Below are 24,031 nucleotides of genomic sequence, written 5' to 3' on the forward strand. Positions count from 1 at the left end.
GGTAATCAAAAATATCAAGGCGGTAGGATGATCCTCTTATGGCAAAAGCATGCCATGGTTAACGTCGTTAACTATCCGTTGCGGTCGGGATGCTCAATTGGCGCGGCAGGCGCGCAGCGCTGGCAGCTCCTCCGTCACAGGGTCCGCGCCAAGCGCGGCCCGATGGCAGGCTCCGCGAGCCTCGAAGGAATCGGCCACAGTCGGCCCGTCGTCTTTCGAGCCGCGCTTCGCGCTTCCGCGGGTGAGCGTCATTGCGTTCATTCCGGGGAAGGCGGGGCCGATGCCTAACCCGTGCCGAACGCCTTGAAGGTGATGATGGTGTGGGTGTCCTGGATGCCCGGGATTACCTGCACCCTTTCGTTGACGAAGTGGCCGATATCGGTGTCCTTGTCGACGTAGAATTTGACCAGCAGGTCATAATCTCCGGCGGTGGAATAGATCTCCGAGGCGATCTCGGCCTCCGCGAGCGCATTGGCGACGGCATAGGATTGGCCAAGCTTGCATTTGAACTGGACGAAGAAGGGAACCATCGCTGTCGTCTCCGAATTGGTTGGTCCCAATAGGCCAAAAACCGCTGATAATGGCAAGCCAGCTTGCTGCCCATGGCATGGCGCGGTAGGACACTCCATGGCCTTCAACCGACGACGTGCACGAGGCTTGCGATGACGACGCCGATCGCGCTGACCATCGCCGGCTCGGATTCCTCAGGGGGAGCCGGCATCCAGGCCGACCTGAAGACGCTTGCCGCGCTCGGCGTCTACGGCGCTTCCGTAATCACGGCGCTGACCGCGCAGAATACCGAAGGCGTCAGCGGTATCCACCAGGTGCCGGCCGAGTTCGTGACCGCGCAAATCGATGCGGTGTTTTCCGATCTTGACGTCGGAGCGGTCAAGATCGGCATGGTGGCGCAGCCATCGGTTATCGACGCCATCGTCGCCGGCCTCAAGCGCTGGTCCCCGAAGCATGTTGTGCTCGATCCCGTGATGGTCGCAACCTCCGGCGACCGGCTGCTGGCTGCGGAAGCGGTCGAGGCACTGCGAACAAAACTCATTCCGCTTGCTTCGGTCATTACGCCCAATTTGCCGGAGGCCGCCGCGCTGCTCGACGGACCGGTGGCTGCAGGTGAGTCCGCCGTCGAAAGCCAGGGCAGGCGATTGCTGGCGATGGGGTGCAAGGCGGTGCTGATCAAGGGCGGCCACGGAGAGGGCGCCGAGTGCGTCGACTATCTGATCGGCGCGAGCGGCACCATCGCGCTGGCCGCGCCGCGCATTGCGACGAAAAACACCCACGGCACCGGCTGCTCATTGTCCTCGGCGATTGCAGCGGAGCTCGCGAAAGGCGAGGGTATGGAAACCGCCGTGCGTAACGCCAAGGCCTGGGTCAGCGCTGCGATTGCGGCGGCAGACCGGTTCAGCGTCGGCCATGGTCACGGGCCGATCCATCATTTTCATAAGTTTTACTAGCCGCCGTCGCGTAGTCGCGTAGCCGGGATGGAGCCAACGGGTCGCGTGAATGCGTGCCCGATGACAGGCTCCGCGAAATCCGGGAAGAGAATCCGCACGTGAGACTGGCCCCGGATTTCGCTGCGCTCCATCCGGGCTTCTGTAACGGGCCTTGGTTTGTCAATCCCTCTTGCTTGGTCCACTTGCCGGGCACTTGCTTCTGTACGGGATCGGCGCTGAGGCCGTCACCTTCTGGGGTGCATGAGGAACCGGCCGGCCAATCTACGGGGTGCGTGGTTGTGAGCCGACTTCCCGGATGGCGGCCTGACCGGATCCATCGTCCCGGCGAGGGACTTCGCTCGGGGAGAGCCTGGTGTCTTGGCCCGCCCGGAATCGATCGATGCTCCTTGCTTAGGTTGCGGTGGCCTTGGCCATCGGGTTGAACGGTTTGGCGTCGGCAAGCATGCGGTGCAGGATGACGGCAAGCTTGCGCGCCAGCGCCACCTTGGCCTTGCGCATGCCCGCGCGTTTGGCGATCCGCATCGCCCAGCTCTTCAGCGCCGAGCAGCCCTTGATCGGTTTGGTCAGCATGACGTGAGCGGCCTGGTGGAGTGCCTCCCGCACCGAGGCATCGCCAATCTTGCTGATGCGGCCGGTGTAGTCTTTTTGCCCCGACTGATGTTTCTTCGGGGTCAGTCCGAAGTGCGCGCCTGTGGCCTTGGATGCGCGGAATCGCTTCGGATCATCGATCGCAGCGGCATAGGTGAGAGCGACGATCGGACCGACTGACGGCGTTGTCATCAGAAGCCTGGCCGGCGGATGCGATCGGGCGAGCTTCTGGGTTCGCTTGTCCAGGCTGCTGAACTCGCGCCGCAGCACGGCATGGGCTTCGAGCAGCGCCTTTGCCACCAGCTCCAGTCCAGGATGGCCGGCGACCAGCTCCCGGATACGGCTGGCGAACGTGCATTCGGTGGTCTTGCCGACCTTCAGGCCAAAGCCCCGGAGCACGCCACGCAGACTGTTCTCGACGTCGCGCAGCTTCGACTGCAGCAGTTTGCGCGCCGTCAGAACCGCACGCGTCTCCTGCGCTTCGATCGACTTGCAGTGCACCGGGCGGAACCAGCCCAGCCGCATCAGTTGCGCGATCCCGCGGGCATCATTGCGGTCCGACTTCACCGGCATCGATTTGAAGGCATCGCGGACGTGCCGCGTCTCCAAAAGCTCGACCGCAAACTTCGCTTCGCGCAGCGCCGCGTAAAGCCATTGCGACAGAGGACCTGCCTCCAGGCCGATCCGCTCGAGCGAAAGCCCCAACGACCGAAACCAGGCGATCAGGGCCTCCGGCTCGCTCGCCACCTTCGCCTCACGCAAAATCTTGCCCGCGCCATCGACCACGCAAATGGTCGAGCTTTTCAAAGACACGTCGATTCCGGCATAGTGGTACATGGTCGTCCCTCGATGATGCTTGGAGCGGGCTCGCCCGACTCCGGTTATTGACACCATCAGTCTGAGGGACGACCGCCTCCCGGCAAAGCCGCACGCGAGCGCGCTTCCAAATCGCGCCGTAGCGAGCGTGCGGCTGGTTCGGCCGGCCCGTTACCCCATCTACGCATGCTCTTGCGCCGCGGCGCATCCGTTGAATTACGGGGATGGTTAATCTTCCACGATAATTGACTCCGTTGATGATGGGTAATGCGCGATTGCGCACGAGGCAGAGACAACGTCGAGATGTTGCCTCTCCAATGTCGCTTGTCTGTCGCATCGCGCTGCTATCCGCAAGTTGTAGGGCGCGGCATTGATTCTCGTGGGAATATCGCGGCGTGAACAGTCATCGCCCTGTCACAGAAATCTGTCAGGGGACAGGTATGGGTAGTGACTCCTTGAGTGAAGAAAGCCCGGAACGGCGCTTTCGCACCTTGTTTATCTCCGACGTCCATCTCGGAGCTCGCGGCTCGCAAGCCGATCGTTTGCTGGACTTCCTCAAGAGCCACGACGCCGATACGATCTACCTCGTCGGCGATATCGTCGATGGTTGGGCGCTGAAGTCGAGCTGGTACTGGCCGCAATCGCACAACGATTTCGTGCAGAAGATGCTGCGCAAGGCGCGCAAGGGCGCCAAGGTCATCTACGTGCCGGGTAATCACGACGAGTTCCTGCGCAACTATTACGGCACCCATTTCGGCGGCATCGACGTGGTAGAAAACACCATCCACACCGGCGTCGACGGCAAGCGCTATCTCATCATCCACGGCGACATCTTCGATCTCGTCGTGCAGAACGCGCGTTGGCTCGCCCATCTCGGCGACAAGGCCTACGACTTCGCCATTCACATGAATCGCCTCGTCAACTTCTTCCGGCGCATGTTCGGCGTGCCCTATTGGTCGCTGTCGCAATGGGCGAAGCTGAAGGTCAAGAACGCCGTCAACTATATCGGTGCGTTCGAACAGACGCTGGCCGGTGAGGCGCGGCGGCACGGCGCCGACGGCGTGATCTGCGGCCACATCCACTACGCCACCATCCGCGACGAGCACGGCATCCGCTACATGAATTGCGGCGACTGGGTGGAAAGCTGCACCGCGCTCGCCGAGCACGAGGACGGCCGGTTCGAGATCATCACCTGGACCGATCCACAGCGCCGGGCAGCACCCGTTCCCCGCGTCGCGGCGCGCGCCGCATGACGCATATCCTGGTCGCGACCGATGCGTGGCATCCCCAGGTTAACGGGGTGGTTCGGACGCTGATCATGATGGCAGAGGCGGCCAGGGGATTTGGCGTCGAGGTGAGTTTCCTGACGCCGCAATCGTTTCGCACCTTTGCGATGCCGAGCTATCCTGATCTGCGGCTGGCTCTGCCGTATCCGGCCAAAATCGCAAACCTGATCGAGTCGGCAAAGCCCGACAGCATTCATATCGCGACCGAGGGCCCGATCGGGCTCTTGGTGCGACGCTATTGCCGCAAGCATGGCGTGCCGTTCACCACGAGCTTTCATACCCGCTTTCCCGAATATGTCTCGGCGCGTTCGCCGGTGCCGGAATCCTGGGTGTGGCGGGTGTTGCGCTGGTTCCACCGGCCGAGCCAGGCAGTGATGGCGGCAACGCCGGCGCTGGCGGCCGAATTGCGCCTGCGCGGCTTCCGTAACGTTGTGCTGTGGTCGCGCGGCGTGGATACCTCGCTCTTCCATCCGCGCAGCGCCGATCTCTGCCTGCCTATGCCGGTGTTCCTCAGTGTCGGTCGCATCGCGGTTGAAAAGAATCTCGAAGCGTTCCTCGACCTCGATCTGCCCGGCACCAAGCTCGTTGTCGGCGATGGGCCAGCCCGCATCGCATTAGAGCGGAAATATCCTGACGCCGTGTTCCTCGGCGCGCGGCACGGCGAGGAGCTGGCCGAAATCTACGCGGCCTCCGATATTTTTGTATTTCCCAGCAAGACCGACACGTTCGGCCTGGTGCTGCTGGAGGCGCTGGCCAGCGGCTTACCGGTTGCTGCCTTTCCGGTCACCGGTCCACGCGACGTGATCGGCTTGGCACCGGTCGGCGTTCTGGACGAGGACCTGCGCACGGCCTGCCTGGAGGCGCTGCAGGTTTCGCGGGAAGATTGCGTCGAATTCGCCGCCGCCCACACCTGGCAGGCCTCCACGCGGGTTTTCATCGAACATGCCCTGAATGTGCGCCCGGTCGAGCAGGAAGGCGAGGTAGCCGAATTCGGGGCTGATAACCCGCATTTCGCCGCCTAGAGCCTTTCGGTTTGAATCAGAACCGGGCTCCAGATTCTTGTTTTGACGCGTTTTCTTGACGCGAACCGGTGGCCTCCCACGGATCAAGTCCGAGGGCATGCTTCGCTCGAAAACGCTATAACGTTCACGCTAAATCGTCTTGCCCGCCCGTCGGCGACCGCGATACAAATTGCGGATGCCAGAACCTGTCCAAAATCCACCCATTGGCGCGGCCGATATCGAGGCCGCCGCCAAGGTGGTCGCGCCCTTTGCGGTGCGGACGCCGCTGTTGTCGTTCCCCGTTCTCAACGAACGCGTCGGGACCAAAGTCTTTCTGAAGCCCGAAATGCTGCAGCGGACCGGATCGTTCAAATTCCGCGGCGCCTTCAACAAGCTGGCTTCGATCCCGCAGGACAAGCGGAGCGGCGGGGTGGTCGCATTCTCTTCCGGCAACCACGCCCAGGGCGTGGCGGCGGCGGCGCAGATCCTCAACATGCAGGCCACCATCGTGATGCCGGCGGACTCTCCGGTCACCAAGCGCGAGCGCACCAAGGGCTATGGCGCGGAGGTGGTGCTCTACGACCGCGACAAGGAGGACCGCGAAGCGATCGCCAACGGCATCGCCGGCAAACGCGGTGCGACGCTGGTCCGGCCATATGACGATCCCTTCGTCATTGCAGGGCAGGGCACTGCGGGCCGGGAAATCGCCGAGGACATGACGGCGCTTGGGCTCGTGCCCGATGTCGTGGTAGCGCCGGCCTCCGGCGGCGGGCTGATCGCCGGCGTCGCGACGGCCGTGAAGGCAAAGTTTCCGCAAGCGCAGGTGATCGTCGCCGAGCCCAAGGACTATGACGATCACGGCCTGTCGCTCCGCGCCGGCCATCGCGAGGCGCATCACGCCGCCGGCCGCACCATCTGCGATGCGCTGATGGCAGCGATGCCGGGCGAACTCACCTTCTCGATCAACAGCAAGCTGCTCGCAAATGGCGTGACCGCATCTGATGAGGAAGTCGGCGCGGCAGTGGCCTATGCCTACCGGGAATTGAAGCTGGTCGTCGAGCCCGGCGGGGCTGTCGGTCTCGCCGCACTGTTGGCCGGCCGCATCGATGCCAAGGGAAAGAACGTCGTCATCGTGCTTTCCGGCGGCAACGTCGACGCGGACCTGTTCGCCAAGCTGGTCGCCTGATCCGAACTGGTAGAGACGAAACCGGGCAGAGCGTGCGCTCTGCCCGGTTTTTCATTGCGCGGCGTTCCCTGAGTTAGCGCCGGAAGCTGCCCATTCCCCCGAACGAACTGCGGGACGGACTTGCGGCAAAGCGCGGGCTGAAAGTTCTGCCGCCCATGCCGCCGCTGAAATGGCGCGGCGTGTTGGTGACAACGGGCCTGTTGGTGATCACGGGCTTGTTCACGACCCGGACCGGATTGCTGTTGATCCTGCCGGGCAGGGTCGTGACCTTGCCGGTGTTGCCGTTGTTGACAGGATTGGCGTTGATCTTGCCGGGCAGTGTCGTCACCTTGCCGGGGTTGCCGGCATTGATGGGTGTGCGGTTGATCTTGCCGGGCAGGGTAGTGATCTTGCCTGGATTGCCGTTGTTGTTGCCGCCATTGGCGGTGCTGATTGGCGACACACCCTTCGCGGGCAGCGTGACAATCTTCGACGGCACCGGCATGTGACCGTGGGCGCCGAGATGGCCATTGAGGTTGCCCTTGGAAATCCCAAGGGTGGGCGAGTTGCCGATGTTGCCCGGCTTGAATGTCGGCGACTGCTTCGCCAGATGCGTGAACTGCATCAGCGGCACGGCCTTCGGCGCGACCTGCAGCTTCAGCGCGGACTTGGCGTAGGGGCTGTTGGAATAATTGTCGTGGAACGTCTTGTAGGCGAACGGCGAGTTGGCGACCACCGCCTTGTGCCACGCCGTCGCCATCCGCAAATTGCCGAGCAGCAGGCGGATGTGGTCGCACAGCGGATCGTGCGGATAAAGGCGGATGAATTCCTCATAGTACTCGGGCGAGCCTTCCGAGAGCACGTAGTCGTAAGCCTGGCGCACCGAACGCGACGGCAGATTCGCTGCGGTCTGGATGATCGGGCGGCGATCCGGCGCGCGGCCTGCGGCGACCGCGGTATCGCCGAAGAAATAGAAATCGGAAGTCAGCGACGAACTTTCCCACGGTGTCTGCTTTCCGGAGGTGGTGTTGTTCACTTCGAGCCGGACGCGCTTGAACAACTGCTCGATCGGCAGGTTCGGCTCGCGTGCGACATTCAGGAAAGCTGATGTATACGGGCTGTGATTGCCGTCGCCGTCCTGCGCTTCCATTCCTGGCGCGGTCGAGTAGCCGACGATCGAGCCTCGGGGCGCATCGACGATTGCCAAGCCCCGGCCGGCGTCGTTGATCTCGGGGAACGGATTGTTGCGGCAGGCGTCGAGCACCACGATGCGCATCCGGCTCGGGATCGATTCCAGCGTGCCCATCACGTCGACCAGCCGGACCGAATTGCCGTCAAGATCGGAGGGCGAAGCGATCTTCGCATCGACCGGAAGCAGATAGTTCTCACCTGCCACCTGCACGCCGTGACCGGCATAGTAGATCATGGCGACGGTGCCGGGGCCGCGCTCGGCGACTTTGGTGGAGAAATCCTGCACGACCTTGACCATGTCGCTGCGCGTCAGGTCGGTGGCCTGAGTGACCTCGAAGCCGGCAGAGTTCAAAAGCTGCGCCATCGATTGCGCGTCGTTGCCGGGATTGGCGAGCTTCGGCGCGATCTGGTAATTCGAATTGCCGATCACTAGCGCGACGCGCTGGTCCGCCGGCGGCGTTTGCATGCCGTTGCGGATGTCGACGTTCGGGGCTTCGGCCAACGCTGCACCGGTAACGGCGAAATTCAACAGGCCTGCCAGCAGGCCGGCACCCAATAGCAATGACTTAAAACGGGACATGGCTGCCTCCTCGGGCGAGACCTCGTTGCGAGATTTGCTGCTGGGACGCTAAGCCGGGTTCGGGCTGTCGTACGTGACCGCGATCACGGTTCAGCGTGCGGCGCTTCCACGCTTGCCGCCGCACGATACCGCTGACAATCTCGGGTTGCCGAACGGTCGAAGGAATCCAAAATGGGCTTCGGGCTAAAGACCGCCACAGGAATTATCGCGGCCGTGCTGGGCACGGCGGCGCTGGCTCAGGCGAGCACGGTGTTCGCGCCGCTTGCGGCGGCATTGTTCATCATTGCGATTGTGTGGCCGATCCAGAAGCAGTTGCAGTTCTGGATGCCAAAACTTGCCGCGCTGGCGATCACCATCATCGCCACCGTGGCAATCTGCCTCGGTTTCGCCTCGCTCGCAGCCTGGGGATTTGGTCGGGTAGGGCAATCACTGCTCGCCGACCTGGCGCGCTACCAGGCCCTTTATGCGGCGACCGTAAATTGGCTGGACGGCCACGGCGTCTCGGTTGCGGGGCTGTGGGCCGAACATTTTAACGTAAGCTGGCTGCTGCGCGCCACGCAATATGTCACCGGACGGGTGAACACGACTCTCAGCTTCTGGGTGATTGCGCTGGTTTACGTCATGCTGGGACTTCTCGAGGTCGAGAACGCCAGGCGAAACATCGAGCGGCTGGATAACCGTACCGCGGCACGCGTGCTGCTCGACGGCGGCGAAGCGACCGCGGCGAAATTCCGAAAGTACCTCCTGGTGCGGACGCAGATGAGCGCGGTCACCGGCCTGCTGGTCGGCAGCTTCGCCTGGATTACCGGGCTGCCATTCGCGTTCGAATGGGGCGTGATCGCCTTCGTGCTGAACTATATTCCGTTCATCGGCCCGTTCGTCGCGACACTGTTTCCGACCCTGCTGGCGATGACGCAGTTCGAAAGCTGGCCGGCGGTGCTTGGCGTGTTCGTATGCCTGAACATCATTCAATTCGCAGTCGGCAGCTACATCGAGCCGCGGGTGGCTGGCAGCCTGTTGTCGATCTCGCCAGTGGTGGTGCTGTTTGCGATCTTCTTCTGGACATTCCTGTGGGGCCTGTTCGGAACCTTCATCGGCGTTCCCATCGCGCTCGCCATACTCACCTTCTGTGCCCAGCATCCGTCGAGCCGCTGGATTGCTGATCTGCTCGGCGGACCGGAGCCAGAGAAACCCGGCAAACTCTAGTCGTCGACCTCGCCCTCGATCTCTACCCGCTCGGGCGGCAACAGGCCCAGCCGGCCATCCTGGCCGGCCGTCAGCGAGTGAATATAGAAGTACGTCGCCGCAGCGTCGGTCGCACCCATCACGGGCGACGGAGCGGAGATGATTTTTAGCCCGCCGCATGCGCCGATCCAGTCGATATGACGGTGGCCATGCATCACGACGGCGCGATCTCCCAGCGCTTCCAATCTGCGGACGAACCAACTGCCGTTGATCAGTGCCGTTCCGATGCGCTCGGAAAATGCGCTCACCGGCATCGGATATTCCGCCAGGTGGTGGTGCAATGCGACGATCCAGCGCGCCCGCGGAAAATATCCGATGGCTGCCTCGAGGCGATGCGCCTGTTCGACGGATACCAGTCCGAGCGCGTTGGTGAAGGAAAAATGGGTCTTTGCATTTGAGTTCAGGATAGCTATTCCGAGGCCATCTTCCGCTTCTGGCGGCAGGATCATCGGAAACTGGTCGTCGAAGAGGCTGCGCAGTGCGGCGACACGGCGCAAACCTCCAAACTCCGCAACGGCCACGATCGCGTCGCGGTGCAGCGCCAGCGCTCGTTGCAGCGTAGCCGCCGGTCTTCCCTTGGCATCGACGACGTGCACCCGCTCGCCTTGCACGGCCGCCATCGCCGACAGCGTCCGGATTTGCCGCAGCCGCTTGCCGGTGCTGAACGGCAGGTCGAGCCGGGCCGGATTGGCGCGGTCGACGATGTTGACGTCGTGATTGCCCGGCAACAGAATCGTGCGCGCGGCAAGCTCCGGGTGGCGCGCGAGCGCTTCGAGGATTAGCGCCCATTCGCTGGCGCGGCCGGCGTCGGTCATGTCGCCCGTGACCAGAACGTGATCGAGCGGATTGCTGGCGTGGATAGCGGCCAGTCGCGCGAGGATTCGATTGAGCCGGCCATTGCCGCGCGGGCCAGCCCGTCCGCTTTCGATGCGAAAGCCATATTGCTCGCCGATCACGTGAATATCCGACAGATGCGCAACGCGCCAGATCCGGCCTTCGGACGAGGCGGCATCGAACATGGCAAGATCGAGCGGTTGAGGCATGCCGGCATCGGCAAACCCCCAAACCAGCGATGCGACCGCCAGATAGCCTGCCATCAGTACAACGGCATTCGCAAGCGTGGGCACGGCGAGCCGATGCAGCAAGAGCAGATCGCTCCAGTCACCAGCCCAACGCGAGGCAGGCCAGGCGAGTATCGCGATCACCGCCGCGCATGCGGATAGCATGACACCGGCGCCAACCGAATTGGCGCTGCGCAAGCGCGCCCGGCCGCCAGGAGTGAAGTTTTTCCCTGCGATCAGTTCCGTCAAATGACGCAAGGCTTCGCGCGCAAACGCATAGCCGGGCTGCACCGCGAGTGCATTGAGCGACCAGAAATTGATCTCGGCGATCCGAAGCAGCGGGCGCCATCCGATCCATCCCACCGCAACAATTGCGGCCAGCAACAGCGCCGTGCCGACTTCGGTCAGCGCTGCAAGCTGTTCCGACAAGGTAGAAAGCCAGGCCGAAGCCAGCAATGGCGCCAGACCGAGCAACACCGACGGCAACAACAGCAACACCGTCCAGGCGAACAAGAGCTTCGGCAAACTGATTTCAATCAGCAGGCTTCCGGCGATTGCCAGCAGCGATCGCTGTCCCGGACTGGCGGCATTGTCCTCGATATCGCCGTTGCGCGGATCGACCAGCATATTCTCTGCGGCTTTGGTGACGTGTCGCTCGGAGATCGGTTTCGCCATTGCTCAATACCGCATCCTGCCGCTCTCGCCATCTCCGGCTAAACGCCCCAAGGCAGACCCAACAGGTACCACGCGATGAAAAGAAGCGTCCAAAGCGCGGACATCCAGAGCACATAGGGCAGCATCAGCGCGATGACGGTGCCGACGCCTGCCTTGCGGTCGTACTTCTGGGCAAACCCGACAACCAGCGCGAAGTAAGGATTGAGCGGAGTGATCGAGTTCATCGGCCCGTCTCCGACCCGGTATGCAGCCACCACCGCCGCCGGATCGACGGCCAACTGCACGAACAGCGGGACGAACACCGGCGCAAAGATCGCCCATGTCGCGATCGCCGGCGTGAAGACCAGATCGAGTATGGCAACCACCGCAATAAGCCCCAGCAACAGCCATAGCGGGCCGATGCTCGCGTCCTTCAGGGTATCCGCCATCTTGACCGCAAGCAGCGTCGGAATGTTGCTGTAGGTGAAGTAATCCACGAACTGGCTGATGACCAGGAACAGCAGGATCGTGCCGCCCATTCCGGAGACCGCCTTGGTCATAGCATCGATGACGTCGGTAGCGTGCCTGATCGTTCCCGCGCCGATGCCATAGGCGATCCCGGTCACCAGGAACAAGATCATGACGAGACCGATCAGCCCGTTCATGAAGGGCGAATTGCCGACCAGCGCTCCAGTCGCTGGGTCGCGGAGAGGGGCCCATGGCGGCAGCGTCAGCAGGCAGAAGACCAGCGTGACAGCCAGTAGTCCTGCTGCGGCATACCTCAAGCCGCGCGTCTCTTGAGCGGAGAGTTGTCCGCCCTCGTGCGGGGGCAGCATCGCGCTGGCCTGATCCTCGCGATACGCGCCAAGGCGCGGTTCAATGATCCGCTCCGTGATCAGGGCAATCACGATCGTCAATACGACGACAGACATAATCGAGAACCATAAATTGGCGGTTACTTCGATCGAGAGCGACGGTTTGACGATGTGAATGGCATCATTGGTCAGTTCGGTGAGGACGGCATCGAGCGGCTTGATCAGCATGTTCACGCTGAAGGCACTGGCTACCCCGGCGAAGCCTAGCGCCAGACCCGCCAGCGGATGCCGGCCGACGCTCATTAGCGCCGTGCCGGCCAGCGGGATCAGCACGAGGTAACCTGCATCGGAGGCTACGCTCGATAGGATCCCGACGAAGGCAAGAATGTAGGAAAGCGTCCAGCGCGGTGAGGCGGCGACGAGCTTGCGGATGCAGGCGTTGACCAGGCCCGATTCCTCGGCGACACCGACGCCGATCATGGCGACGATCAGCAGTCCGACCGCGCTGAAGCCCATGAAGTTGGGCACCAGCCGCGTATAGATGTGCCTGATACCTTCCGTCGTCAGCAGGCTGTTGGCGCGGGCTGTCACGGTCTCCGTGCCGTGGGTCGCCGGGTTGATGATTTGGTAGGAAATCGACGCGTCGAGCAAATAGAGCAGGTGCGATGCGATCACGGCAATGGCGATCAGAATCAGGAAGATCAGAACCGGGTGGGGAACGCTGTTGCCGATCCGCTCGATCGCGTCGAGCATGGCCGGCTTGGTTGCCCTGGCCGTTTCAGTGCTTGCTTCGCTTGCGCGGCGCATGAAAGCCGTCCTTACCGAGCACGTCCTTCGAGGAGGCCGGCCACGCTATCTTCACCGCCGCCGGCCGGTCCTACGGACCTCGTCCGCCAGAGCTTAGGCGGCGCTCGTCTGTGGTGGCTGCTCGGCACTCGCCTTTGCGAGGGCTTCGCGAAGCTTCTGCTCCTTGCTGTCATCCAGGGAGGTCTTGAGCACGGTACCGCCAGCGTCCTGGATCTCGCGCAGCACCTTGTCCGCCGTGATGTTCTTGACGAGGACAAACAGCGCAGCGTTGCCGGGCTGCAGGCTTGTCGAGAGCTCCTTCATGAAGGCGTCATCGATGCCGTAGTCGGACAGTGCGCCGCCAAGCGCGCCGGACGCCGCACCGAGAGCGACGCCCAGTATGGGATTGAGAAAGAGCACACCGATCAGCAGTCCCCAGAAGCTGCCCGATACGGCTCCGACCACTGTCGTGTTGACGAACTGATTGAGCTTGACGGGGCCGGCTTCCGTCTTCACCGCAATCACGGCATCGCTGATCGTGATCAGGTATTCCTTCTGCAATTTGAACAGGCGTTGCCGTACTTCTTCTGCCTTTGCTTCGGATGGATAGATGATTGCGATCAGATCTGACATCTTCGTATCCTCCAACTCGATGTGATGGATGGTCCGAGCCATACGCGGTGCGCGAGGGATCGACACCTTTCTGCGGCAGTGAAGTAAACGCCGCTTGTCGGGAAATCGGCCGACGAGGCCGATCCCGCAGAGCCGCGGTTTACCAACGGCAGGCAGCTTCGCCTTGGCCGCGCACGGCATAGTCTTGACCGTAGCACAACCTGCGAGCGAGCGCATCACGGTTCGCTGATCGCTCTCATCAAACATGACAGCGCTCGGTCAAATTGGTCGCTAATTTGCGGAGGTTTGTCGATGCGGCGCCTTTGGCGTTCTCGTGATTCGTCACAAAGTTTTGTAGCTAAACACACCCGACAAAAACGTACTTTAAGGTTGTGTGATTGACTCGATGCACTTTCGAGCGTTACGGTACGTGCAAGTCAGACGAAGCTGAGGCGGTCAACGCAGGCCGTCTATCAGCGTGTAACTCGTGTTGCCGAACGGCTCGATCATCTGCGCGCAGCATGTCGAGTCGAGTGGAGGAGTCCGATGGACTCACCTTCGATTTCGGAATCACCCGAACGCCCCTACATCTCGACAGGACACCTGCCAGAACCCGAACTGGTGCAAGAGTTGGTGTCGGACGCGCACCGGCGCTTCAAGTCGAACGGAGACGGACAGAATTCACAAGTTTATCCGGCGCTCGCCAGGGTTCCGCGAGAGCTGTTCGGGGTCTGCGTCGTCGGCACCAGCGGGCGCGTCTACGAGGCCGGCGACACCGAATATGAATTCTCGATCATGAGCGTGTCGAAGCCGTTCGTGTTCGCGTTGGTCTGCGAGACGATCGGCCCGGAAGAGGCGCGTGCACGGCTCGGAGCGAATGCAACCGGTCTACCATTTAATTCCCTGGCAGCTATCGAGCAGGGCGGAGGCCGCACCAACCCGATGGTCAACGCGGGCGCGATCGCGACCACCAGCCTTGTCCCCGGCCTGACGATGGATGGCCAATGGCAATTCATTCACGACGGGTTGTCGCGGTTTGCGGGGCGCAAGCTCACGCTCAATGAAGAAGTGTACGCCTCGGCATCGCAAACCAACTATCGCAACCGCAGTATCGCCCGGCTGCTGCAGAGCTACGACCGCATCTACTGCGACGCCAAGCAGGCGACCGATCTCTATACCAAGCAGTGCTCGCTGAATGTGAGCGCGCGGGATCTGGCGGTCATGGGCGCGACGTTGGCCGATGGCGGCGTCAATCCGGTCACCCGGCAGCGCGTAGTGGATGCTGCGGTCTGCCATTACGCGCTCACCGTGATGATAACAGCCGGATTGTACGAGACCTCGGGCGACTGGCTGTACGACATCGGCCTGCCGGGCAAGAGCGGGATCGGCGGCGGCATCGTCGCGGTCTCGCCGGGCAAGGGCGGCTTCGGCACCTTCGCGCCGCCGCTGGACGCGGCGGGCAACAGCGTGAAGGGCCAGCTCGCGGCGAAATTTCTGTCGCAGCGGCTGGGAATGGATCTGTTCGTATCGCAACCGGAAAACTGAAGCAGATGCAAAGAGGGACTTGATCGAGCCTACGGCTCATTGATCCGAAAACCGAGCAATTCGGGAGGACGCCATGGCGACGCACTCGATGTCGATCGGAGCAATCCGGGAGGAAGCGCGGGAGTCATGGGTGCCGATGATCGCGATCGCGCTCGGTCAGATGATCATGTCCTTCAATGTCGCCTCGCTGCCGGTCGCACTGGGCGGGATGGTCAAGAGTTTTGGGGTGCCGCCGACGACAGTTGCGACCGGCATCGTGGCCTATTCCATGCTGGTGGCTGGTTTCGTGATGCTCGGCGCGAAACTCGCGCAGCGGTTCGGCGCGTTGCAGGTGTTCCGCTTCGCGGTGGTCCTGTTCTGCGCGTCGCAGATATTGATGACGTTCAGTCCGACGGCGACGTTGATGATCACAGCGCAAGCGCTTTGCGGCGCGGCCGGCGCCGTGATCGTACCGTCGCTGGTGGCGCTGATTGCCGAGAATTACACGGGAAGGCAGCAGGCAACGGCGGTAGGTGCGCTCGGTTCTGCGCGTGCGGCGGCTGGCGTGCTGGCGTTCGTCATCGGCGGCGTGCTCGGCACCTATATCGGCTGGCGGCCGGCATTTGGCATCTTGATCGCGGTTTCCGCCATAGTGTTCCTTCTCAGTTTCCGTCTCAAGCGAGACTATGGCCGCCCGGATGTGCATATCGATGTTTTCGGTGTGGTTCTGGCCGCGTCGGCGATCGTTCTCATCAGTTTTGGCTTCAACAATCTGAACGGATGGGGGCTGGCGCTGGCCACCGCCAATGCGCCGTTCAACCTGCTTGGCCTTTCGCCGGCGCCGATCATGATCGTTCTCGGCGTCGTGCTCGGGCAGGCATTCCTGATGTGGACACATCGGCGTCAGGCCGTCGGGAAGACCCCGCTATTGGCGCTCGAGGTGATCGATTCGCCGGAAGAGCGCAGCGCGGTCTATGCGCTGTTTGCCGTGGTCGCGCTGGAGGCGGCGCTTAATTTCTCGGTGCCGCTGTACATTCAGATCGTGCAGGGCCGTTCGCCGCTTGCGACTGCGATTGCGATGATGCCGTTCAATCTGACGGTGTTCTTCACGGCGATGCTGATCGTCAATGTCTACGACCGGCTGACGCCGCGGCAGATCGGCCGCTACGGCTTCATGCTGTGCACGGTTGGCCTGGTGTGGCTGGCCGTTGTCGTGCGCAACGACTGGAGCGAGGTTCCTGTGCTGGTCGGCCTGGTTCTGTTCGGGATCGGGCAGGGCTCGCTGGTGACGCTGTTGTTCAACGTGCTGGTCACCGCCTCGCCCAAGGAGCTCGCAGGCGACGTCGGGTCGCTGCGCGGCACCACGCAAAATCTTGCCGCTGCGGTTGGAACGGCAGTGGCGGGTGCACTTCTAGTCGGTCTGTTAAGTGCAATCGCGCTCAGCAGTATCGCGGCCAATCCCGTGCTGCCGAAGGAGATCCAGAGCCAGGTCGATCTCGACAACATCACCTTCGTCAGCAACGACCGGCTGCGCAGCGTGATGGAAAGCACGACCGCCACGCCGCAGCAGGTCGAGGAAGCCGTGCGCGTGAATACCGAAGCGCGCCTGCGTGCCCTGAAGATTGGACTGCTGATCATGGCCGGTCTTGCGCTGCTGGCGATCATCCCGGCGGGCCGGCTTCCGAACTACCTGCCGGGCGAGATACCGAGCGATGCGCCGACGGGTAACGGGGTGAGAACGAGTTGATCGAATACGAGCAGACGAAGAGAGGAGCGGGGCATTCGGCAAGGAGAATGACGATGGAAGCAATTGATCGCCGCGGCGTATTGCGGACTCTTCTTTGCGGCGCTGTCACCGTCGGCTTGGGCGCAAGCCTGCTGCCGGGGTCGGTCGAGGCGATGCCGCTCGCGATGGAGAAAGATCTCGGAGAGAAGGCCGACGATTTCAAGCATGAAGCCCAAGCCGTGGCTACCCGGCCGCCGCGCCCTCCCATTCGCCATCCGCGGCGCCATCATCATCGTCGTCGGCGGCGCCGTTGGGTCTGCTGGTGGCACCGTGGCCGTCGCCGCTGTGGATGGCGGTAGCGGTAACGACCGCTGAGTAAGCGGCTGTAGTGAGGAGAATGACATGACGACATATGACAATAGCTCGCGGATGCAGGTCCGCAACCTGCCTGCGCCGCCGTTCTGGATTTGTGTTCTGCTCGGGCTCGTGATGATCGGGGCTGGGATTCTGGTTCTCGGCGACATTATGCTGGTCACCCTTATCAGCACCATCTTCATCGGCTGGGTCTCCATCATCGCCGGCGCCTTCGAAATCATCCATGCATTCTGGACCAAGGGATGGGGAGGATTCGTATGGCAGGTGCTGCTCGGCATCCTGTACATCGCCTTTGGCGTCGTGCTGGTGGGCCAGCCGGTCGCCAGCGCGCTCATCCTCACCTACGTCCTCGGCCTCGTGCTGCTGATTTCCGGTTTTGTCCGCATCCTGATCGGCATCAGCCATTGGCGAGAGGCGGGCTGGATCATGCTGCTATCCGGCGCGTTCGGCGTAGTGGCTGGCCTCGTCATTCTGACTGGATTTCCGATGACCGGCTTGTGGGTTCTCGGATTCCTGCTCGGCGTTGATCTGATATCCCATGGCATCGGGTGGTTGGCTTACGCGTGGCAGCCTACCACCCGAAGCGCGTAGCTCCTCCCTGCCTACTGGAGCGAGATGGCTTTTCGTCGAATCGTTGTCTCGCTCTTTTTTCTGTTTGAGATCTTCGGGCAAACACCTCGTTACGGTCGCGATGTTTTCTGGTTCTTGCCGAACCCCCAGCGTTATTCAGCCGAGGTCCTCCATGTCTTGGCTTCGAGTCGTCAAAATCCTTGCAGTCGGCGCGTCGACGGCGTTGAGCCTCACGGCGGGTTTACTCCCCGCACAAGCTCAGCAAGGCGCGGCTGTGCTATTTCAGAACGTTCGCATCTTCGATGGAAGGAGCGACACGCTTTCAGCATCGTCCAATGTGCTGATCAGGGACAAAAAGATCGAGAAAATCTCGCCCGCAGCGATCACAGCGGACGCCGCGCGAACGGTCGTCATTGACGGCGGAGGACGCGTGCTGATGCCGGGACTGATCGACATGCACTGGCATGCGATGATGGCACGGTTGACACCAGCCGCCGCCCTCGGAGATGTCGGTTACAATAATATCGTGGCGGCTGACGAAGCTGCCGATACCCTGATGCGCGGCTTCACCACCGTTCGCGACCTCGGCGGACCCGCATTCGGACTGAAGCGCGCCATCGATGACGGACTGGTGGCTGGTCCGCGCATCTATCCTTCCGGTGCGGTGATCACCGTCACCAGCGGCCATGGCGACTTCCGCCAGCTAACGGACCTGCCGCGAACGATCGGAGGGCTGCTCAGCCGCATGGAGCAAATCGGCGGCAGCATGGTTGCGGATAGTCCGGATGAGGTTCGCGTGCGTGCGCGCGAGCAGCTCATGCAAGGCGCGTCGCAGATCAAACTCACGGCGGGCGGTGGTGTCGCGTCGCCATTCAGCCCGCTCGATGTATCCACCTTCACCGAGCCCGAGTTGCGCGCGGCGGTCGAAGCGGCCGACAACTGGGGCACCTACGTCGTCGCGCACGCCTATACGCCAGTTGCGATCCAGCGAGCGATCGCGGCTGGCGTCAAATGCATCGAGCACGGCCACCTGATGGACGAGGCGACTGCGAACCTCATGGCCGAGAAGGGGATTTGGCTCAGCCCGCAGCCATTCTTCGATGACGAGGACGCTACCCCGCTGCCGCCCGGCTCGGAGGAACGGGCGAAACAATTGCAGGTAATTGCTGGTACCGACACCGTCTATGCGCTGGCGAAGAAGCACCGCCTCAAGACGGCCTTCGGCACCGACATCCTGTTTTCCCAGAAACTGGCGAGGCGCCAGGGCGCTCAATTGGCAAAACTGACGCGCTGGTACAGCGCCGCCGATGTGCTGAAGATGGCGACAGCGACTAACGCAGAACTGCTGGCCCTCTCCGGACTTCGCAATCCCTACCCGGGCAAGCTCGGCGTGGTCGAAGAGGGCGCGCTGGCTGACCTGTTGCTGGTGGACGGCAATCCAATCGACAACATCAAGCTGATCGAGGATCCCGCCAGAAGCTTTCTCGTCATTATGAAAGACGGGAAGGTTCACAAGAATCTCATTGCGAAGGGCAGGCAGAACTAGGTGACGTTCCAAAACGGACGGCCCGGTGCGGACAGGGATGCCAGCTCAGCCGCGATTTCGCCTAGGGCTGATTGACCGCCGCCACTTTGAGGTGGAACGGCAGCATCATCACCGACATCGGCAATTGCCGGATGCTTTCGCCGTCGACGTCGGCGCGGACCATGCGGTCGCTGTCGATGGTGATCCGCGTCGCGTGGCGTCTCGACACTTTCGGGTGCGCCAGATAGCTGCCGTCGCCGAGATTGGGGACGATCTTGGTCAGGGTCTCCCAATGTCCGATGTCGCCGACCATGATCAGATCGAGCTTGCGGTCGCCGGGGTTGGCGCCCGGCGCGAGCATCAGGCCTTCGCCCGCGCCGTCGAAACTGCACAGCATCAGGGAGCACATCGCCAGGTTCTGTTCGGCCTCGTCGTCGATCCTGATGCGGTAGGGGGCGGGCTGTAGGTTGCCTGCCGATTCGGCTGGATGACCCGTCTTTTCTAAGTCCAAGAATCGTCCGCAGCGCTCATCGTGTCGCATCCGACTAGACGTCGATCTAACCCATTTGGTAGATGTCGTTGTCATCGACTCGCCACGTCTTAGCCCTGCATCTGCCGGGCGGAAGCGAGGGGGCAAGGAGGAGAGGGGCAGGCGCAAGCGAGGCCGCGCCTATCACTGGTTCGTAGGGATGGGAACGAATCGATCGTTGTCGGCTTACTAGCTGGATGAGCGACTTCACCCCAAGTAATCGCGTCTACAGCGAGCCAGGACGCCCGCGCCGCATACTGCCGTGGATTCTACTTCTTCTCCTCGCGGTTGCCGTCGGTGCAGTGCTTTGGGCCAGCAATCGTATTGGATACGAGTCCTCGCCAGTAGCTGTTGTTCAGCCCAAGGCTGAACTGTCTGCGGCTGCGGAGATCGCCGACAAGACGGCTAGAGAAGCTGTGGCTAATCTCCAGCAAACGATCCAAGAGCTGCGGGCAGAACAGCAACGGGTCGCGGAACAGATCAGTGGTCTCCAGCGGCAGATATCAGCGGAGCAGGGCGGGCGTAAGTTGCTTTCGGAACAGCTGGGTGGGCTTTCCGCTCGCGTGGATAGCCTCCAAGGATCGAATGCGGCAGCGCCGCCCAACCCGCCGCAACCTGCTAAGAAAGGGCGCGTACAATGACTGCCGCTTCGTTTTGCTCTTTCTTGACCGACAGGTGGTGATGCGGGCTGCTCCGGCATCTAAGCCTAGCGGAATTGCTTCATTTCCCATTGCCCTTCATCTCAGTCGGCTCCCGGTCGGCCTTGGGCTTCCTGTTTCGGCGAAACAACAAGCGGACAAATCCCAGCACCACCGCTCCAGCGACTATCAACCAGTGCGGATATTGGGGTAAACCCGCGCGCTCCAGGCGGCGGTGCAGAGGGTCTTACGAAAAGAACGCGATCTTCTCGGCCTGGCTCATGCGCCGGATCGGCGCCAGCGGGTCGTTGGCCGCCGCGACCGGCTTTCTCAGCATCCCGCTCGCAATGAGAGTCGAGCCGAGCGATACTTCCACCGTTGGCACCGGCGCCGGCGCGGCCGGTTGAACCATCTGTTGAACCGGCGGCGACGGCGTGGCGGCCGGTTCGGGCGCCTTGGCGACCATGTTGGCAGCAATCGGCGCCGGCTCCGCCAGACGGACCTGCTCGGCTATCGCTTCGGCGATCTCCTCGTCGCTGATCGGATCCGGCGCGCCCATCTCCATCGCGATCATGTCGAGGACCGCCTCGTCTTGCGCATCGGCATCCTGCGCATCAGCGTCTTGGGCGTCGGCGATGGAGTTGTCTTGGACGGCCGCGTGTTGGACGGTCGCGTCTCGCACAGAGGTAACTTCGGCCGAAGCCTCTTGAGTCGTGGCGGTTTCGGCAACCAGCGGCGTTTCCGCTTCCGTCAGCGCGGCTTCCGCAGCCGCAAGCGCGGCCTCCGCGGATGCGGCCATCGAAGCGAACGGCGTCTCGGCAGCTTCCGGTGCTTCCTGCGCGAAGGCTGTCTCCGCTGCCGGCGGCATTTCCTGCGCGGCCGGGAAGGGCGCCGCCGCCTCGGGCTCGGCAGCCGGCGCTGGCGACTGGTCGTCGTCCCCGAATTCCACAAGTCGGCCCTGGAGGGCGGCGAAGGCCGCACGCAGCGCTGCTCTTGCCTCCTCGGAGGAGAACTGTTCGGTGCCCTTTTCGATGACGGTGACTTGGGAATCGATCAGGTCGCAAATTCGTCCGTCATTGCCGATTTCCCGGAGCCGCCAGGCGATTTCGCGCAGCACCCGCGCGCCCTTGCGGACCGGTGCCAGCCGCTGCTCCAGCGCGAGGCTGTCGAGCGCTTCTACGGCGGATTCCTCGGCCGCCTCGACCGCGCCGCGGATGGCGGCAAGCGCCTCGGTCAGGCGCTCTTGCGCCGCGGCAGCCGCTGCGACAGCCTCGGCCGCCTGCTGCGCCGAAAGGCCTTCCTCCCGTTGGAAGTTTGCTTCCCGCTGAAGGGTCTCTTCCCGCTGGGCGGTGAGGCTCTGCTCAATCCGCGCCACCGCGTCCAGCACCATGCGGGTGTCGGCGTTGCGGTTGCGCTTGGCGTATTCGGTCAGGAACCAGCGGCCCCGCGAAGTCTCCATGAAGGCTTCGGCGATCGCAGCATAGTCCTCCTCGCTCGGCAGCGCGGCGCGTGCTGAGATCGGCGAAAGGGCAAATGCTTCGTCGGCCATGTCAAACTCTTCGCGCAAATCGGCGCGCATTGCGATAACGAAACAACACGATATTGACCGAATCGCAATTGAATTGATGCCAAGCGAATCACAAATCCCCATCGCTTCTCAAGACACATCGAGGCGATTCGCGGCCCGGGTGGCGCTGTTTTACGGCACGTTGTTCGGCATGACCGGCACCCATCTGCCGTTTTTCACGGTATGGTTGAAGGCGGTCGGGATCGATGCATTTTGGATAGGGCTGATCACGGCCGTACCTCCGGTGAGCCGCTTTACCGCGCTTCCGCTGGTGACGGCTCTTGCGGAACGGCACCAGGCCTTGCGCGGCGGCATCATCGTGACCGCTTTTGCCACCGCGTTGGGCTTTTTCATCCTGGGCACACAGCATTTGCCGGTGCTGGTGTTCCTGATCTACGCGCTGACCTGCTGCCTGTGGACGCCTATGGTGCCGCTGACGGATGCCTATGCGTTGCGGGGGGTGAAGCGCTATGGCCTCAACTACGGTCCGTTGCGCCTGTGGGGCTCGGCCGCCTTCGTTCTGGGCGCGCTGGTCTGCGGCATGCTGTTCGACCTCATCGCCGCCCGAAATCTGATCTGGATCATCGCCGGCTCGGCGGCGCTCGGGGCGCTGGCCAGCCTTGCGCTGGAGCCGCTGGATGACGTCAAGACCGTGCGCCCGGCCGCCGGCGACGCGACGGCGCTGCTGCGTGACGGCGGTTTTATCGCGATCATCGTGGCGTCGGCGCTGATCCAGGGCAGCCATGCCGCTTATTACATTTTCGCGTCGATTGCCTGGCAACAAGCGGGGTTCGACGGGCTGACGATCGCAGTTCTGTGGGTGCTCGGCGTGATCGCCGAAATCGTGCTGTTCGCCCTGTCGCCGCGATTCACCCTGCAGCCGTCGATGCTGGTGATGGTTGCGGCGCTGAGCGCGGCCGCACGCTGGGTGTTAACAGCGCAGGACCTGCCGCTCGCTATTCTCGCGATCGTTCAGCTCGCGCATGCGCTGAGTTTTGGGCTGACGCAGGTCGGCATCATGGGATTGATGCTGCATCACGTGCCCGGCCACGTGATGGCGCGTGCGCAGGGCTATCTGACCGCCTGCGGCGGTATCGTCGCCGGCCTCGCCTCGGTCGCGTCAGGCACGATCTATGAGACCTGGGGACAAGGCATCTATTACGTGATGGCGGTGATGGCCGCTCTCGGCGGGCTGGTGGTCTGGTTGGCGCGAGACCGCCTCGCGCATCAGCCCCACAAGGCGGCTTCCGGCGGATAGACCAAGCTGCCGTCGTAGCGCAGGCCGCCGTCGCGGTCGCGCGCCAGCAACAGGGGGCCATCGAGGTCGACGAATCTCGCCTGCTGCGCGAGCAGCATGGCCGGTGCCATTGCCAGCGAGGTCGCGACCATGCAGCCGATCATGATCTCGAAGCCGAGCGCCTGGGCGGCATCCGCCATTGCGAGCGCCTCCGTCAGCCCGCCGGTCTTGTCGAGCTTGATGTTGACGGCGTCATAGCGCGCGCGCAGGCCTTCGAGCGAGGCGCGCTCATGCACGCTTTCGTCGGCGCAAACCGCGATCGGGCGCCTAATGCGTGCCAGCGCCTCATCGCATCCGGCCGGCAGCGGCTGCTCGACCAACGTCACGCCGGCGTTGGCGCAGGCGGCCAAATTGTATTCGAGATTGTCCGGCGTCCAGGCTTCGTTGGCATCGACGATCAATTCGGATTCGGGGGCCGCCTTGCGGACGGCCGCAATCCGCGCGTCATCACCATCGCCGCCGAGCTTGATCTTGAGCAGTGGCCGGTGCGCGGCCTTCGAGGTCGCTGCCGCCATCGCCTCCGGCGTGCCAAGCGAAATCGTGAAGGCGGTGGTGCAGGGGCGTGGCGCCGGCCGTCCGAGCAGGGTCCAGACCCGTTGGCCGGAGCTCTTGGCTTCAAGGTCCAGCAGCGCGCAATCCAGCGCGTTGCGGGCGGCGCCGGCCGGCATCGCTGCCTGCAGCGCCGCTCGGTCCAGTCCCTTGGCAAGGGGTTCCTGCATCGCATTAAGGGCTTCAAGCGTCGCTTCCGCCGTCTCGCCGTAACGCGGGTAGGGCACGCATTCGCCGCGCCCGGTCCGGCCGTCCTGACTGACGGTTGCTACCACCGTGACCGCCTCGGTTTTGGCGCCGCGGCTAATAGTGAAAGCGCCTGCAATGGGCCAGCGTTCGATGCTGACGGCAAGCTTTCGAGTTAGGCTGGAAGTCATTTTAAAATCTGGCAATTTTCTGAACCGCAAGCTTGCCCGCCGCTACCAACTATGGCTGGTTAGGGACAGATTCGACAAGGCAATACGGCGT

Annotated in this window: 21 protein-coding genes and 1 pseudogene; 13 read left to right on the forward strand and 9 right to left on the reverse strand. The window is 62.8% G+C overall.

Annotated elements, in window-relative coordinates; all coding sequences use genetic code 11:
- Positions 1–284 precede the first annotated feature (284 nt).
- On the reverse strand, positions 285–530 hold the full coding sequence (locus RX328_RS18880) for an Lrp/AsnC ligand binding domain-containing protein (RefSeq protein WP_213256806.1): 246 nt from the start codon (positions 528–530) through the stop codon (positions 285–287).
- A 132-nt stretch (positions 531–662) separates the two neighbouring features.
- Here RX328_RS18880 and thiD point away from each other — a divergent pair, with 132 nt between their 5' ends.
- Entirely contained in the window at positions 663–1,463 is an 801-nt protein-coding gene (thiD, locus tag RX328_RS18885; protein ID WP_213256808.1) for a bifunctional hydroxymethylpyrimidine kinase/phosphomethylpyrimidine kinase, read from the forward strand.
- A gap of 390 nt (positions 1,464–1,853) precedes the next feature.
- Here thiD and RX328_RS18890 read toward each other — a convergent pair whose 3' ends face one another.
- Positions 1,854–2,888 carry an IS110 family transposase gene (locus RX328_RS18890; protein WP_317258590.1) on the reverse strand — a complete coding sequence of 345 codons (1,035 nt, stop codon included), beginning with the start codon at positions 2,886–2,888 and terminating at the stop codon, positions 1,854–1,856.
- A 419-nt stretch (positions 2,889–3,307) separates the two neighbouring features.
- Between RX328_RS18890 and RX328_RS18895 the strand changes: the two genes are divergently transcribed.
- The 3 genes from RX328_RS18895 (at position 3,308) to RX328_RS18905 (ending at position 6,340) form a co-directional block, all read left to right on the forward strand.
- On the forward strand, positions 3,308–4,120 hold the full coding sequence (locus RX328_RS18895; RefSeq protein ID WP_213246284.1) for a UDP-2,3-diacylglucosamine diphosphatase: 813 nt from the start codon (positions 3,308–3,310) through the stop codon (positions 4,118–4,120).
- Entirely contained in the window at positions 4,117–5,175 is a 1,059-nt protein-coding gene (locus RX328_RS18900) for a glycosyltransferase family 4 protein (protein ID WP_213246282.1), read from the forward strand. Before RX328_RS18895 ends, RX328_RS18900 begins: the two co-directional genes overlap by 4 nt.
- A gap of 175 nt (positions 5,176–5,350) precedes the next feature.
- The gene (locus tag RX328_RS18905; protein ID WP_213246280.1) at positions 5,351–6,340 is read left to right on the forward strand and encodes a threonine/serine dehydratase; all 990 of its coding nucleotides are present in this window, start codon (positions 5,351–5,353) and stop codon (positions 6,338–6,340) included.
- 73 nt (positions 6,341–6,413) lie between these two features.
- On the opposite strand, the gene RX328_RS18910 is transcribed toward RX328_RS18905, so the two are convergent.
- Positions 6,414–8,090: a caspase family protein gene (locus tag RX328_RS18910; RefSeq protein ID WP_213246278.1), complete on the reverse strand. Its 1,677-nt coding sequence runs from the start codon at positions 8,088–8,090 to the stop codon at positions 6,414–6,416.
- Between the two features lie 171 nt (positions 8,091–8,261).
- Between RX328_RS18910 and RX328_RS18915 the strand changes: the two genes are divergently transcribed.
- Positions 8,262–9,296, forward strand: coding sequence for an AI-2E family transporter (locus tag RX328_RS18915; protein WP_213246276.1), 1,035 nt, complete (start codon positions 8,262–8,264; stop codon positions 9,294–9,296).
- Here RX328_RS18915 and RX328_RS18920 read toward each other — a convergent pair.
- The 3 genes from RX328_RS18920 to RX328_RS18930 all read right to left on the reverse strand — a co-directional run bounded on the left by RX328_RS18920 (position 9,293) and on the right by RX328_RS18930 (position 13,284).
- Complete coding sequence (locus tag RX328_RS18920; protein WP_213246274.1) at positions 9,293–11,071, reverse strand: metallophosphoesterase family protein; 1,779 nt, start codon at positions 11,069–11,071, stop codon at positions 9,293–9,295. The two genes, RX328_RS18915 and RX328_RS18920, sit on opposite strands and share 4 nt — an antisense overlap.
- 38 nt (positions 11,072–11,109) lie before the next feature.
- On the reverse strand, positions 11,110–12,672 hold the full coding sequence (locus RX328_RS18925) for an AbgT family transporter (protein ID WP_249725989.1): 1,563 nt from the start codon (positions 12,670–12,672) through the stop codon (positions 11,110–11,112).
- A 93-nt stretch (positions 12,673–12,765) separates the two neighbouring features.
- Positions 12,766–13,284: a DUF1269 domain-containing protein gene (locus RX328_RS18930; protein ID WP_213246273.1), complete on the reverse strand. Its 519-nt coding sequence runs from the start codon at positions 13,282–13,284 to the stop codon at positions 12,766–12,768.
- A gap of 525 nt (positions 13,285–13,809) precedes the next feature.
- On the opposite strand from RX328_RS18930, the gene glsA reads away from it, so the two are divergent.
- The 6 genes and pseudogenes from glsA to RX328_RS18955 all read left to right on the forward strand — a co-directional run bounded on the left by glsA (position 13,810) and on the right by RX328_RS18955 (position 19,004).
- Positions 13,810–14,808, forward strand: coding sequence for a glutaminase A (gene glsA, locus RX328_RS18935; protein ID WP_213246271.1), 999 nt, complete (start codon positions 13,810–13,812; stop codon positions 14,806–14,808).
- 73 nt (positions 14,809–14,881) lie between these two features.
- On the forward strand, positions 14,882–16,534 hold the full coding sequence (locus tag RX328_RS18940; protein ID WP_249725988.1) for an MFS transporter: 1,653 nt from the start codon (positions 14,882–14,884) through the stop codon (positions 16,532–16,534).
- Positions 16,535–16,587: 53 nt separating this feature from the next.
- Positions 16,588–16,647, forward strand: a pseudogene (locus RX328_RS43760) (hypothetical protein); the annotation flags it as partial.
- Between the two features lie 91 nt (positions 16,648–16,738).
- Positions 16,739–16,888, forward strand: a complete 150-nt coding sequence (locus RX328_RS18945) for a hypothetical protein (RefSeq protein ID WP_249725987.1) — start codon at positions 16,739–16,741, stop codon at positions 16,886–16,888.
- 27 nt (positions 16,889–16,915) lie between these two features.
- On the forward strand, positions 16,916–17,479 hold the full coding sequence (locus RX328_RS18950) for an HdeD family acid-resistance protein (protein ID WP_213246267.1): 564 nt from the start codon (positions 16,916–16,918) through the stop codon (positions 17,477–17,479).
- 151 nt (positions 17,480–17,630) lie between these two features.
- Positions 17,631–19,004 (forward strand): metal-dependent hydrolase family protein, encoded by a 1,374-nt coding sequence (locus RX328_RS18955; RefSeq protein ID WP_213246265.1) that lies wholly within the window; start codon positions 17,631–17,633, stop codon positions 19,002–19,004.
- 61 nt (positions 19,005–19,065) lie between these two features.
- Here RX328_RS18955 and RX328_RS18960 read toward each other — a convergent pair whose 3' ends face one another.
- Entirely contained in the window at positions 19,066–19,494 is a 429-nt protein-coding gene (locus RX328_RS18960; protein WP_213246263.1) for a diacylglycerol/lipid kinase family protein, read from the reverse strand.
- A 215-nt stretch (positions 19,495–19,709) separates the two neighbouring features.
- On the opposite strand from RX328_RS18960, the gene RX328_RS18965 reads away from it, so the two are divergent.
- Entirely contained in the window at positions 19,710–20,153 is a 444-nt protein-coding gene (locus tag RX328_RS18965; RefSeq protein WP_213246261.1) for a hypothetical protein, read from the forward strand.
- 244 nt (positions 20,154–20,397) lie between these two features.
- Here RX328_RS18965 and RX328_RS18970 read toward each other — a convergent pair whose 3' ends face one another.
- Complete coding sequence (locus tag RX328_RS18970; protein WP_213246259.1) at positions 20,398–21,699, reverse strand: hypothetical protein; 1,302 nt, start codon at positions 21,697–21,699, stop codon at positions 20,398–20,400.
- A 76-nt stretch (positions 21,700–21,775) separates the two neighbouring features.
- Between RX328_RS18970 and RX328_RS18975 the strand changes: the two genes are divergently transcribed.
- On the forward strand, positions 21,776–22,975 hold the full coding sequence (locus RX328_RS18975; RefSeq protein WP_213246257.1) for an MFS transporter: 1,200 nt from the start codon (positions 21,776–21,778) through the stop codon (positions 22,973–22,975).
- Here the strand turns inward: RX328_RS18975 and dgcA are convergent.
- Positions 22,945–23,940, reverse strand: a complete 996-nt coding sequence (dgcA, locus tag RX328_RS18980; RefSeq protein WP_213246255.1) for an N-acetyl-D-Glu racemase DgcA — start codon at positions 23,938–23,940, stop codon at positions 22,945–22,947. The genes RX328_RS18975 and dgcA overlap by 31 nt on opposite strands.
- Between the last annotated feature and the right edge of the window lie 91 nt (positions 23,941–24,031).

It is taken from the genome of Bradyrhizobium sp. sBnM-33 (assembly GCF_032917945.1).
In the GTDB taxonomy this organism is placed as follows: Bacteria; Pseudomonadota; Alphaproteobacteria; order Rhizobiales; family Xanthobacteraceae; genus Bradyrhizobium.

What these genes read in the sequence shown, in the direction of transcription:
- RX328_RS18880 (WP_213256806.1), bottom strand. Translation starts at nt 530, where the DNA reads ATGGTTCCCTTCTTCGTCCAGTTCAAATGCAAGCTTGGCCAATCCTAT.
- thiD (WP_213256808.1), top strand. Translation starts at nt 663, where the DNA reads ATGACGACGCCGATCGCGCTGACCATCGCCGGCTCGGATTCCTCAGGG.
- RX328_RS18890 (WP_317258590.1), bottom strand. Translation starts at nt 2,888, where the DNA reads ATGTACCACTATGCCGGAATCGACGTGTCTTTGAAAAGCTCGACCATT.
- RX328_RS18895 (WP_213246284.1), top strand. Translation starts at nt 3,308, where the DNA reads ATGGGTAGTGACTCCTTGAGTGAAGAAAGCCCGGAACGGCGCTTTCGC.
- RX328_RS18900 (WP_213246282.1), top strand. Translation starts at nt 4,117, where the DNA reads ATGACGCATATCCTGGTCGCGACCGATGCGTGGCATCCCCAGGTTAAC.
- RX328_RS18905 (WP_213246280.1), top strand. Translation starts at nt 5,351, where the DNA reads ATGCCAGAACCTGTCCAAAATCCACCCATTGGCGCGGCCGATATCGAG.
- RX328_RS18910 (WP_213246278.1), bottom strand. Translation starts at nt 8,090, where the DNA reads ATGTCCCGTTTTAAGTCATTGCTATTGGGTGCCGGCCTGCTGGCAGGC.
- RX328_RS18915 (WP_213246276.1), top strand. Translation starts at nt 8,262, where the DNA reads ATGGGCTTCGGGCTAAAGACCGCCACAGGAATTATCGCGGCCGTGCTG.
- RX328_RS18920 (WP_213246274.1), bottom strand. Translation starts at nt 11,071, where the DNA reads ATGGCGAAACCGATCTCCGAGCGACACGTCACCAAAGCCGCAGAGAAT.
- RX328_RS18925 (WP_249725989.1), bottom strand. Translation starts at nt 12,672, where the DNA reads ATGCGCCGCGCAAGCGAAGCAAGCACTGAAACGGCCAGGGCAACCAAG.
- RX328_RS18930 (WP_213246273.1), bottom strand. Translation starts at nt 13,284, where the DNA reads ATGTCAGATCTGATCGCAATCATCTATCCATCCGAAGCAAAGGCAGAA.
- glsA (WP_213246271.1), top strand. Translation starts at nt 13,810, where the DNA reads ATGGACTCACCTTCGATTTCGGAATCACCCGAACGCCCCTACATCTCG.
- RX328_RS18940 (WP_249725988.1), top strand. Translation starts at nt 14,882, where the DNA reads ATGGCGACGCACTCGATGTCGATCGGAGCAATCCGGGAGGAAGCGCGG.
- RX328_RS18945 (WP_249725987.1), top strand. Translation starts at nt 16,739, where the DNA reads ATGAAGCCCAAGCCGTGGCTACCCGGCCGCCGCGCCCTCCCATTCGCC.
- RX328_RS18950 (WP_213246267.1), top strand. Translation starts at nt 16,916, where the DNA reads ATGACGACATATGACAATAGCTCGCGGATGCAGGTCCGCAACCTGCCT.
- RX328_RS18955 (WP_213246265.1), top strand. Translation starts at nt 17,631, where the DNA reads ATGTCTTGGCTTCGAGTCGTCAAAATCCTTGCAGTCGGCGCGTCGACG.
- RX328_RS18965 (WP_213246261.1), top strand. Translation starts at nt 19,710, where the DNA reads ATGAGCGACTTCACCCCAAGTAATCGCGTCTACAGCGAGCCAGGACGC.
- RX328_RS18970 (WP_213246259.1), bottom strand. Translation starts at nt 21,699, where the DNA reads ATGGCCGACGAAGCATTTGCCCTTTCGCCGATCTCAGCACGCGCCGCG.
- RX328_RS18975 (WP_213246257.1), top strand. Translation starts at nt 21,776, where the DNA reads ATGCCAAGCGAATCACAAATCCCCATCGCTTCTCAAGACACATCGAGG.
- dgcA (WP_213246255.1), bottom strand. Translation starts at nt 23,940, where the DNA reads ATGACTTCCAGCCTAACTCGAAAGCTTGCCGTCAGCATCGAACGCTGG.